The organism is Streptomyces sp. NPDC003248, assembly GCF_055563235.1.
The window spans coordinates 54789-65114 of sequence record NZ_JBVHDT010000025.1; the positions used below are offsets into that span (position 1 = coordinate 54789).

Annotated in this window: 10 protein-coding genes; 6 read left to right on the plus strand and 4 right to left on the minus strand. The window is 70.7% G+C overall.

All coding sequences use genetic code 11. The annotated features are described in order from the left end of the window. The first annotated feature begins 16 nt into the window (after positions 1–16). From ACZ3KJ_RS34425 to ACZ3KJ_RS34440, 4 genes are all read left to right on the plus strand, one after another. Positions 17–1036, plus strand: coding sequence for an MlaD family protein (locus ACZ3KJ_RS34425; protein ID WP_467532786.1), 1020 nt, complete (start codon positions 17–19; stop codon positions 1034–1036). Continuing rightward, positions 1033–1992, plus strand: coding sequence for an MlaD family protein (locus ACZ3KJ_RS34430; RefSeq protein ID WP_355284108.1), 960 nt, complete (start codon positions 1033–1035; stop codon positions 1990–1992). The genes ACZ3KJ_RS34425 and ACZ3KJ_RS34430 overlap by 4 nt, the downstream gene beginning before the upstream one ends. Before the next feature lie 136 nt (positions 1993–2128). Further along, entirely contained in the window at positions 2129–2743 is a 615-nt protein-coding gene (locus ACZ3KJ_RS34435; protein ID WP_387163773.1) for a hypothetical protein, read from the plus strand. Positions 2744–2796: 53 nt separating this feature from the next. Then, on the plus strand, positions 2797–4371 hold the full coding sequence (locus tag ACZ3KJ_RS34440) for a Na+/H+ antiporter (RefSeq protein WP_355284961.1): 1575 nt from the start codon (positions 2797–2799) through the stop codon (positions 4369–4371). A gap of 6 nt (positions 4372–4377) precedes the next feature. Here the strand turns inward: ACZ3KJ_RS34440 and ACZ3KJ_RS34445 are convergent, their stop codons facing one another. Genes ACZ3KJ_RS34445 through ACZ3KJ_RS34455 form a run of 3 tightly spaced genes read right to left on the minus strand, consistent with a single transcriptional unit; the run spans position 4378 to position 7374 of the window. Then, on the minus strand, positions 4378–5100 hold the full coding sequence (locus ACZ3KJ_RS34445) for a VIT1/CCC1 transporter family protein (protein WP_355284963.1): 723 nt from the start codon (positions 5098–5100) through the stop codon (positions 4378–4380). 30 nt (positions 5101–5130) lie between these two features. Beyond that, a complete protein-coding gene (locus ACZ3KJ_RS34450; RefSeq protein WP_355284966.1) occupies positions 5131–6735 on the minus strand; it encodes a GMC family oxidoreductase in 1605 nt (534 codons plus the stop codon). A 57-nt stretch (positions 6736–6792) separates the two neighbouring features. Continuing rightward, complete coding sequence (locus tag ACZ3KJ_RS34455) at positions 6793–7374, minus strand: YdcF family protein (RefSeq protein WP_467532790.1); 582 nt, start codon at positions 7372–7374, stop codon at positions 6793–6795. A 36-nt stretch (positions 7375–7410) separates the two neighbouring features. Between ACZ3KJ_RS34455 and ACZ3KJ_RS34460 the strand changes: the two genes are divergently transcribed. Together ACZ3KJ_RS34460 and ACZ3KJ_RS34465 are read left to right on the plus strand one after the other, a co-directional pair. Next, positions 7411–8907, plus strand: a complete 1497-nt coding sequence (locus ACZ3KJ_RS34460; RefSeq protein WP_355284969.1) for a flavin-containing monooxygenase — start codon at positions 7411–7413, stop codon at positions 8905–8907. Positions 8908–8986: 79 nt separating this feature from the next. Continuing rightward, entirely contained in the window at positions 8987–9391 is a 405-nt protein-coding gene (locus tag ACZ3KJ_RS34465) for a DUF7144 family membrane protein (RefSeq protein ID WP_355284971.1), read from the plus strand. A 60-nt stretch (positions 9392–9451) separates the two neighbouring features. Here the strand turns inward: ACZ3KJ_RS34465 and ACZ3KJ_RS34470 are convergent, their stop codons facing one another. Next, the gene (locus tag ACZ3KJ_RS34470) at positions 9452–9940 is read right to left on the minus strand and encodes a MarR family winged helix-turn-helix transcriptional regulator (RefSeq protein ID WP_355284974.1); all 489 of its coding nucleotides are present in this window, start codon (positions 9938–9940) and stop codon (positions 9452–9454) included. Positions 9941–10326 lie beyond the last annotated feature (386 nt).

Below are 10326 nucleotides of genomic sequence, written 5' to 3' on the forward strand. Positions count from 1 at the left end.
GACACTGCGGCGCACCATGATCGCGCTGGTGGTCGCGGCCGGTCTCGCGGCCGGCGGCTGCGGTTTCGACCCGGCCGAGGTGCCGGTGCCCGGCTCCACCGTCGCGGGCCCGACCTACCGCGTGCAGATCGAGTTCAGCAGCGCGCTGAACCTGCCCGCCAAGTCGAAGGTGATCGCCAACGGCGCCGAGATCGGCACCGTCGACACCGTCCGGGTGATCCAGCCCGCCGACGCGCCCGCCGGTCGCGGCGGGTACGTCGTCGTCGAGGCCGACATCCTCGACTCCGTCCGGCTGCCGACCACCACCATCGCCGAACTGCGCCAGGACACCATCCTCGGCGACATCCACGTCGCGCTGACCACCCCGAAGGACGGCTTCGGCACGCTGCTGCGCGACGGCGGCACCATTCCGATCGAACGCACGAAACCGCCGGTGCAGCTGGAAGACACGATGGCCACCATGGCGCTGTTCGTGCAGGGCGGCGCGATCGGTCAGCTGCAGGAGATGATCGGCCGGGTGAACTCGGTGATGCCCGCCGATCCCAAGGAGACCGCGCGGATCTCGGCGGTGATGGGCGCCGACGCCGCCGATCTGGCCGCCCATCTGGACCAAGTCGACCTGCTGGTCAACGGCCTGGCCGCCAATGCCGAGGTCATGGTCGGCATCGACGCCGAGCTCACCCACATCCTGAGTCCCGAAGCCGTGCGGGCACTCTCGGGCACCCAGGACTCGATCGCCAAGACCATGGCCATCTTCCTGGCACTCGGCCCGGTCGGCTCCTCGCTGACCTGGCTGGAACCGATCGCGAACGCGGGCGACGCAGCGGCGACGGCGTTCCTGCCGCTGGCCACCGGCGGCTCGGCCGATCTGCGCTCGTCGACGAACATGGCCCTGCTGACCGCGCTGTTGCGCGACAAGGTGATTCCCTTCGCCGAACGCGGCCCGAAGGTGAACGTCACCGGCGTGCGGGTCGCCGAACAGGAGCAGGTGGAGCAGATCGTGACCGCGCTGCGGATGATCGGAATGGTGCGATGAAGATCGGTGCCCTCGCCTCGCTGGGCGGCATCGCCGCCATCACCGTGCTCGGTGCGAGCTACCTGACCTTCGGGGTGGTGCGGGTCGACCCGTTCGCCGACTACACCGAGGCCTCGATCGAACTGGCGAACTCCGGCGGCCTCAGCGTCGGCTCGCCGATCCTGCTGACCGGCATCGAGATCGGCAAGGTCACCGCGGTCGATACCTCGGCCACCGGTGGCGTGCGGGTCGGCTTCGAGTTCGGCGCCGCGAACAAGGTGCCGATGAGCAGCATCGTCACCATCGAGCACCTGTCCTCGCTGGGCGAGCCGTACGTGCAGTTCGTGCCGCGCAGCGCGGACGGGCCGTATCTGACCGACGGCCAGCGGCTGTCCGGGGAGAACGTGCGCACGCCGATGTCGATCCCCGAGGTCGCGCGGCTGGTCACCAAGACCGTCGAGCAGCTCGACCCGGCGGTCGTCGGATCGCTCGTCGACACGCTCGGGCAGGCGATGACCGGCACGGAGAACGTCATCCCGGAGCTGGCCAGGGCGGGCGACCTGCTCGCCGCGGCCATCATGAGCCGGGCGCCCGCCATCGCCGAACTGCAGAACAACTTCGAGTACGTCTCCGGCGACATCGGCTGGGCCGGACCGGCCACCTCGGCCGCGGCGCCCGCCTTCGTGCGGCTGAGCCAGGTCATCGACGAGTTCGTCGAGTCGGTCGGGCGGGTCAGCGCGGCGGGCGGCGACCCGGAGATGTATCTGCGCGACGGCGGCCTGGTGCCGTTCCTCCAGCAGCTCACCGCCAAGCTGAACGAGCTCGGCCCCGAGCTCTCGGCGCTGCTGCCCGGACTGCGTCCGCTCACCGAGTCGATCACGGCGACGGGCCCGCAGATCGACCTCAGCACGCTCATCGCCCAGGCGTTGCACAACACCGACGCTGATGCGGTGAAGGTCAGGGTCGCGATCAGGTAAACATCCGGCAACCACTGAATATAGGTATAGTCCCTGGCCAGTGGTTGTCGGCTCGAGCCGAGCCCGGTTCGAGCAACCGTGCGGTAGCCTGCTGGACGAGGCAGTCCGAGTCCACTGGGCGAAGGCGGTGCGATCCATGGCAGACGGCGGCGAGGATCCCGACCAGGGGACCGGAGGCAGTACCCGGGTGATCGCGATCGCGGCGGTGCTGGCCGCGTTGCTGGCGCTGGTCGTGGCGCTCGGGTTGGTGCTGCGGGCGAATCAGGGCGACGAGAACGATCCGTCGACCGTCAATCCGATGGGGTCGGACGCCAACGGCCTGCCGGTCGACGCCGAGGTATCGGGCCAGGAAGTCGCCTTCGCGCCACCGTGGCCTGCCCGCCGGGTCGGCGGCAACTGCTCGGCGGGCGGCATCGTCGCCCACTGGCGGGTCGAGACCGACGGTCAGTGGCAGTGCACGGTGACCACCCCCGACGCCGCGGTCCCCGCCGCCCCCGCGCCGCCGCCCCCGCCACCCGCGGAGCCGCTGCCACCCGAACCGGCGCCGGTCCAGGCGCCGCCGCCCGCGTTCGAGCCGCCGCCGGTGTACGAACCGCCGGTCTACGCGCCGCCGCCGCCCCCGCCCGCACCCGAGCCGATCCCGGCGCCCGAACCGGCGCCCCCGCCGCCGCCTCCACCGCCGCCGGTCATCCAGTTGCCGTTCCCGCTGCCGCCGATCTTCGTTCCGCCCGCCGCGGCCGTGCTGCCGTGACGGGCGGCGGGTCGGCCGCCGCGCGTCGCCACCGTCGGTGAGACTGATCCGCTATGGACCAGTTGGTACTCACTCTGGTGATCCTGCTCGTGACGGTGCTCGCCGAATCGCTCGGCGGCAGGCTGGGGATCGCGCCGTCCATCCTGATGACCGTGTTCGGCTGTCTGCTCGCGCTGATCCCCGCCGTCCCGAGCCTGAACATCCCACCCGAACTGATCCTGCCGCTGGTCCTCCCGCCGCTGCTCTACGCCGCCGCCCGGCGCACCTCCTGGCGGCAGTTCGCCGAGAACTGGCAGATCATCGCGCTGCGCGCGGTCGGGCTGGTGATCGTCACCGCCGTCGCGGTGGCCGCGGTCTTCCACGCCTGGAACCCGGCGACCGCCGTCGCGGCGGGCGTGGTGCTCGGTGCGCTGGTCGCCCCGCCCGACCCGGTCGCCGCCACCTCGATGGCGGGCAGACTCGGCCTGCCCCGCCGGCTGATCGTCACCCTGGGCGGGGAGGGCCTGTTCAACGACGTCACCGCGATCGTCATCTACACCGTCGGCATCCAGGCCGTGGTGACCGGCCTGTTCTCGCCGTGGCACGCCCTCGGTGACTTCGTGCTGGCCGCGGTGGTCGGTCTCGTGGTCGGCCTGGTGCTCGGCTGGGTGGGCAGCAAGCTCACCAAGTACCTCGACAACGCGACCGCCCAGGTGGCCCTGAGCCTGCTGCTGCCGTTCGTCGCCTACGGCGTCGCCGAGCACTGGGAGGGCTCCGCGGTCCTCGCGGTGCTGGTGTGCGCGCTGTACCTCACCGACGCGGTGACCGAGATCGGCGACCGCGACTACCGCCTGGTCGCCGACGCGTTCTGGGACATCGCCGAAATGCTGATCACCGGATTCGCGTTCGCGCTGATCGGCCTGGAACTGCGCGTGGTCATCGAGACCACCGGGCACGGCTGGCCGTCGCTGGCCGGGGTCACCGCCGCGGTGATCGCGGTCGTCGTGCTGCTGCGGCTGGCCTGGTTGCTGGTCACCTGGGCGGTGAGCACCCGGCTCTGGCGCTACACCGACGAGCCGTTCACCTGGCGCGAGGTGATCGTCACCTGGTGGGCGGGGATGCGCGGGGTGGCCACGGTCGCGCTGGCGCTGGCCGTGCCGTTCACCATCGATTCCGGCGCGGATTTCCCGGCCCGCTCGGAGATCCTGTTCGTCGCCTTCGCCGTCGTCCTGTTCACCCTGCTCGTGCAGGGCATCACCCTGCCGCTGGTCGTGCGGATCACCGGCGTGCACGCCGACACCCGCCAGGAACGCGCGGTCGAACAGCAGCTGTGGACCAGGGTGGTGCGGGCCGAACTCGCCGAGCTGAAGATGATCGCCGCCCGCGACGGCCTGCCCGACGACGTCTACGAGGACATCAAGGACACCCTGCGTCACCTCTCGGCCAAGGCCGACCCGGAGGCGGCCGACGCCGACGCCAAGGCCGCCCTCGACCAGGAACGCAAACTCGCCTCGCAGCTGCGGGCCGTCCGCTCGGCCGTCCTCGAGGCGGGCAGGCGCGAGGCCCAGGCCGCCCGCCGCGAACCCGGCATGCCGCCCGACGTCGTCGACCGGGTCACCCGCAGGCTTGATCTCGGGCCGACCCGCTGACCGGCGTCAACCGCCGAGGGTGTCGGTGAGCATGCCGATCGCGTAGGTGATCGCCATGGCCAGCGCGCCGCCGAGCACCACCCGCAGCACCGCCTTGCCCCGGCGGCTGCCGCCCAGCCGCGCGCTCACCGATCCGGTGAGGGCAAGGGCGAGCAGCACCGCCGCGAAGGTCACCGGGACCCGCCACTGCGCGGGCGGGATCGCGATCGCGATCAGCGGCAGCAGCGCGCCGCAGGTGAACGCGACCGCCGACGAACCCGCCGCGGCCCACGGATTGGTGAGCTCGGTGGGATCGAGCCGGAGTTCGGCTTCGGCGTGCGCGGTGAACGCGTCGTGGGCGGTGAGTTCCTCGGCCACCGTGCGGGCGGTCGCCGGGCTGAGCCCCTTGGCCTCGTAGATCCCGGTCAGCTCGGCCAGTTCCGCCGCGGGATCCTCGGCCAGTTCCCGGCGCTCCTTGGCCAGCAGCGCCTTCTCCGAGTCCCGCTGGGTGCTGACCGACACGTACTCGCCCGCGGCCATCGAGATCGCGCCCGCGACCAGGCCGGCCACGCCCGCGGTGAGGATCGTGTGGGTGTTGTTCGTCGTCGCTGCGACGCCGACGACGAGACCCGCGGTGGACACGATGCCGTCGTTCGCGCCGAGCACCCCGGCGCGCAGCCAGTTCAACCGCGACGCGAGTCCCTCCGCGTGCGGTTCGTGCGGATGGATGGTCGAAGACGAGTCCTGCACCCGGTCAGCCTAATCCGGGGCGCGGCCGGATCAGCGCTGGGCGCGCAGGACCTCGCGGAGGGTGTCGGCCAGGCGCACGGCCAGCGCGAGCACCGTCAGCGTCGGGTTGACGTGCCCGTTCGTCGGGAAGACCGAACTGCCCGCGATGTAGAGGTTGTCCACGCCGTGCACCCGGCAGTGCCGGTCAACCACCCCGTGCCGGGGATCGGCCGACATCCTGGTGGTGCCGCTCGGATGCGCCCGGTCGGCCAGCGCCAGCGGCTCGGTACTGCCCGCCCTGGCCGCGGGCACGATCGCCGGCGCGGGCAGCCCGAGCCGCGCGAACTCGGCCACCAGCAGTGCCGTCGCCCGTCGCACGGTCGCGTCCTCGCGCGCGTCGACGCGCCAATCCACCTGGGGCAGCGGCATTCCCACCGGGTCGGTGCGCTGCGACAACCGCACCCGGCTCTCCGGATCGGGTGCCTGCTCGACCATCGCCCACACCTCGACCCCGGTCAGCCGGTGCGGCAGCCCGACCCCATCGATCAGCCTGCGCCGCGCGCCGGCCAGCAGCAGCCGGGTGTCCGACACCATGATCCGCCCGTCCTGCCAGCGGCCCCGTCCGCCGAGCACCCGCTTCACCGCGTCCCACGGATCGTCGGGCGCGGTGACCTCCTGCAACCACAGCGCGCAGTTGAGCAGCGCTTCCCCGCGCTGGACTTCGGGGGACAGGGCGAGCCCGTGCAGATAGGTGTGCTTGCCGCGCGGTCCCCGCACCACGTACTTGCCGAACCGGGCCAGCGCCGCGCCCGCGGCGGCGGGGGACAGCGTCCCGACCACGCCGCTGCGATGATCGATCAGATAGCGCCCCACCTGGTCGTATCGGTTCCCGATGCCGCCCGCGACGGTGCGCCGCGAGGCCAGCAGCAGCCGTGGCGTATCGATCCCGCCCGCCGCGAGCACGAACAGCCGCGCCTCGACAGTGCGCACGCGTCCGCCCGCGCCGGTCACCTCGACCGAATTCACGTGCGCCCCGGTGGCATCGGTGTCGAGATGGGTGACGGTCGCGTTCACCAGCACCCGCGCGGTCGGCGCGACGACATCGCGCACCGCGGGACCCCACCGTTTGCTGTCGAATCGGTTCCCCGGGTCTCGGCTGAACTGCCAGAAGTACGGGCGCAGCGACGCGGTGTCGAGTCCGGTGACGGGCGCCGGACGGCCGGCGAGCGGCCAGAACTCGGCGTCGGTGAACCCGCCGCCGTGCCCGAGTCCGGCGTGCGCGGCGGCGCGGTCGGCGTAGGGGTGCAGCGCGGTCGCCTCGATCGGCCAGCCCGATCGGCGGACCCACGGCCGGGTGGCGAAGTCGAGATCGTCGAGCAGGCCGCAGCGCCCGGCCCAGACCCGCGAGCTGCCGCCGAGAACGCGGCTCCCCGCTATCCGGTCGGGTGGCAGGCGTGGCGCGCCGATGCTGTCGATGGCGGCGAATTCTGTTTCGGTGGGGCCGATGTCGTGGTCACCGCTCTCCAGGACCAGCACCTGCAGTCCCGCCGCGGCCAGTTCGGTGGCGACCGTCAGCCCGGCCGGGCCCGAGCCGATGACGCAGATCTGGGTGCGCAGCGCGTCGTCGCCGACGGTGCGCAGATCCTCCACCAGCATCGGCGGTCCTCTCGCCCGTGCCACCCGCGCGGCCCGGCACCCGGCCGCGCTTTGGTGTCACTCTAGAAGCCGGGACGCGGAATTTCCGGAGGTCTCACAATGCTGGTTCACGAAAGCCCGCACGTACCCGGCGGATTGGCGCACATACATCCAGGCCCAGAATTCCAGCCCGGTGTCGGTGGGACTGGCGACCATGGTGATCTCGCCGTCGAAACACCGGCCGACGATGTAGCGGGCGCGGGAGATGTGCGGCGTGAACGTCACCACGATGATGTGGCGCCAGCCGTAAATCTTTGCCCGCCGGATGATTTCGCGCGCCTCGCCGTCGGTGGTCCACGGATCGGGCAGGAAACACGAGACCCGGAAGGCGAATCGGCCGCCGCAGTACTTGTCCATCATCGGGTCGTCGGCCCCGGTGGACTGCGAGATCAGCACCTCGGGCGCGTAGCCCTGCTGGGCGAGCTCGATGCCGAGGTCGAAGCGTTCGTAGGGGGTGCCGCCGAGCACCACGATCACATCGGCGCGACGCAGCGGGTCCAGCTGCGGGTTGACGAAGACGGGCCATCCGGCGATTGCCGTACCCAGCACGATGACCAGTGCGCCGACGAGCAACCATCCCGCACGTCGAAAGATCGACACTGCATCGAGGATAGCGAAGGGTGCACACTGGACCCCATGACCGACTCCGCCGTTGCCCCCGAACACCTCGACGTCGTCATCGTCGGCGCCGGACTGTCCGGCATCGGGGCCGCGTACCGGCTGCAGACCGAACACCCGCACCGCAGCTACGCCATCCTCGAGGCCCGCGCCGATCTCGGCGGTACCTGGGATCTTTTCCGCTACCCGGGCATCCGCTCCGACTCGGACATGTTCACCCTGGGCTACCCGTTCAAGCCCTGGCGCGCGGCCCGTTCCATCGCCGACGGCGCCGCGATCCTGGACTACATCCGCGAGACGGCCAGGGAGAACGGCATCGACGGGCGCATCCGCTTCGGTTCCCGGGTGATCGGTGCCGACTGGTCGTCGGCGCAGGCGCGCTGGCAGCTCACCATCGCCCACGAGGGCCCCGACGGCCCCGAGCTGAGCACCCTGACCTGCGGTTTCCTCTACGCCTGCGCCGGCTACTACGACTATCTGCAGCCGCACACCCCCGAGTTCACCGGTCGCGCCGACTTCGACGGCACCATCGTGCACCCGCAGTTCTGGCCCACCGATCTGGACGTGCGCGACAAGCGGGTGGTCGTCATCGGCAGCGGCGCGACCGCGGTCACCCTGGTGCCCTCGCTGGCCGGCGAGGCCGAGCACGTCACCATGCTCCAGCGCACCCCCACCTGGATCAGCGCGGTGCCCGGCCGCGACAAGCAGGCCGACAAGATCCGCGAAGCGCTGCCCGCCGACCTCGCGCATCGGCTGATCCGGACCAAGAACATCCTGTTCAACATCGGTTTCTACCAGTACTGCCGTCGCCGCCCCGCCGCCGCGCGCAAGCTGCTCACCGGCCTCACCTCCCGCATCCTCAAAGACGACAAGCTGGTCGCCGAGCACTTCACCCCCGACTACGACCCCTGGGACCAGCGCCTCTGCGCCGCGCCCGACGCCGACTTCTTCAAGGCGATGAAGAAGGGCAAGGCGACCGTCGTCACCGACCGGATCGACCGCTTCGTCCCCGAGGGCATCCAGCTCGCGTCGGGCAAGGTCCTGCCCGCCGACATCATCGTCACCGCCACCGGCCTGCGGCTGCTCGCCTTCGGTGGGATCGCGCCCTCGGTGGACGGCACCCCGGTCCCGCTGTCGGACCAGTTCGTCTGGCAGGGCGCGATGCTCACCGGCCTGCCCAATTTCGCGATCTGCGTCGGCTACACCAATGCCTCGTGGACGCTGCGCGCCGATCTCACCTCGCGCCTGGTCTGCAAGGTCCTCGCCCACATCGACCGGACCGGGGTGCCCGCCGTCGTCCCGGAGCCGACGGGCAAGCTCGGCGAACGCCCGCTGCTCGACCTGAACTCCGGCTACATCCAGCGCTCGATCGCCCTGTTCCCCCGGCAGGGCGACCGCCGTCCGTGGCGGGTCCGGCAGAACTACCTGCTGGACACGCTGTTCACCCTCCGCACCGACCTCGGCAAGACATTGCGCCCGGTCCGCCGGGTAGGCGAGTTCACCCACAACGGGTGAGGCGCGCGGCCCCGTCGGGTTTCTACCGTTGGCGTGTGCCGTGGTGGCACATCCGTTGACCCGACGGGAAGGCCGAGCGATGACAGATCAGAATCAGCACCCGGTACGTGAGGGAATCGCGGCAGGAACATCCATCGGCGCAGGCATTCTGTTGGCCGTGGTCGGTGTCCTGCAGATCCTCGAAGGTATCTCGGCTGTCGCCAACGACGATCTGATCGTCGTCGGGCCCGAGTACCTCTACCAGTTCGACCTGACAGCCTGGGGTTGGTGGCACATCGTCCTGGGCGCGATCGCCGTGATCGTCGCGATCGGCCTGCTGGCCGGTCAGACCTGGGGACGGGTGGCGGCCATGGTGATCGCCGCACTCGCGATCATCGCGAACTTCCTGTGGCTGCCGTACTACCCCTGGTGGTCGATCCTGATCATCATCATCAGCGTCGTGGTGATCTGGGCGGTGGCCACCTGGCGCCCCGACAACGCCTGATCCCCGCCACCGACAACGCCGCCCCGGTCATCGACCGGGGCGGCGTCGTGTCGTCGGAGGTCAGCGGGCGAGGGTCGGTTCGCCGGCGTCGGGCTCGCCGAGGGTGTCGAGCAGATGGTCGGAGATCCGTTCCCCCAGCGAGGCCAGCTCGGCCTTCTGCGGCTCGTCGAGTCCGTCGAGGACCAGCCTGCGCACCGCGACCAGGTACTCCGGTGTCGCCTCGGCCACCTTGGCCAGCCCGGTCTCGGTGAGCACCGCGTCCACGCCGCGTCCCGATTCCGCCGCCGCCCGCTTGGCCCAGCCCACCCGTTCCAGCTTGGACACCACGTGGGAGAGCCGGGAGATGGACCCGTGCCCCCTGGCCGCGAGCAGGCTCAGCTGCATCCGATGGTCCGGCGCCTCCCGCAGCAGGGCCATGACCCGGTACTCGAAATGGGTCACGCCGAACTCGCGTTGCAGCCGCGAGTCGAGCGCGCTCGGCACTCGCATCGCGAGGGTGACCACCGCGCTCCAGGCGCGACGTTCGACCGAGTCGAGATCCTCCGTCACCTCGGCCTCCTTCCACCCTGACGTTAACTGGAAAATTGCTGAACGTCGGCAAACTGTATCTCGGAGGGGGTGGGGTGTCTACGTGTGTCATGTCATGTCGGCAGGTGAGGGGAAGTTTCGAAGATCGTCCAGAGCTGGACGAATGATCAGTTGCCAATGGATCGCCGTGACCGGCGGATTGCCGCCGGCGTCGGCTCGACCGCCGGGTCTCGCACGCGAATGGCCGCGACCAGGTGCGAAAGCCTCGGGAAACACCGCGTCTACCAGGCGATTTGACTTCGCGTTCGCAGCTGCGTAACTTAATTCGAGTCAGAGCGACACGGACACCGACCCGGTGCCGAACCGCCGAGCCTCTCGAGGCTAGCGGATCGCACAGGGAAACGAGG

Bases quoted from the DNA above. Each gene is read 5' to 3' on its own strand.
- ACZ3KJ_RS34425 (WP_467532786.1), top strand. From the start codon at position 17: ATGATCGCGCTGGTGGTCGCGGCCGGTCTCGCGGCCGGCGGCTGCGGT.
- ACZ3KJ_RS34430 (WP_355284108.1), top strand. From the start codon at position 1,033: ATGAAGATCGGTGCCCTCGCCTCGCTGGGCGGCATCGCCGCCATCACC.
- ACZ3KJ_RS34435 (WP_387163773.1), top strand. From the start codon at position 2,129: ATGGCAGACGGCGGCGAGGATCCCGACCAGGGGACCGGAGGCAGTACC.
- ACZ3KJ_RS34440 (WP_355284961.1), top strand. From the start codon at position 2,797: ATGGACCAGTTGGTACTCACTCTGGTGATCCTGCTCGTGACGGTGCTC.
- ACZ3KJ_RS34450 (WP_355284966.1), bottom strand. From the start codon at position 6,735: ATGCTGGTGGAGGATCTGCGCACCGTCGGCGACGACGCGCTGCGCACC.
- ACZ3KJ_RS34460 (WP_355284969.1), top strand. From the start codon at position 7,411: ATGACCGACTCCGCCGTTGCCCCCGAACACCTCGACGTCGTCATCGTC.
- ACZ3KJ_RS34465 (WP_355284971.1), top strand. From the start codon at position 8,987: ATGACAGATCAGAATCAGCACCCGGTACGTGAGGGAATCGCGGCAGGA.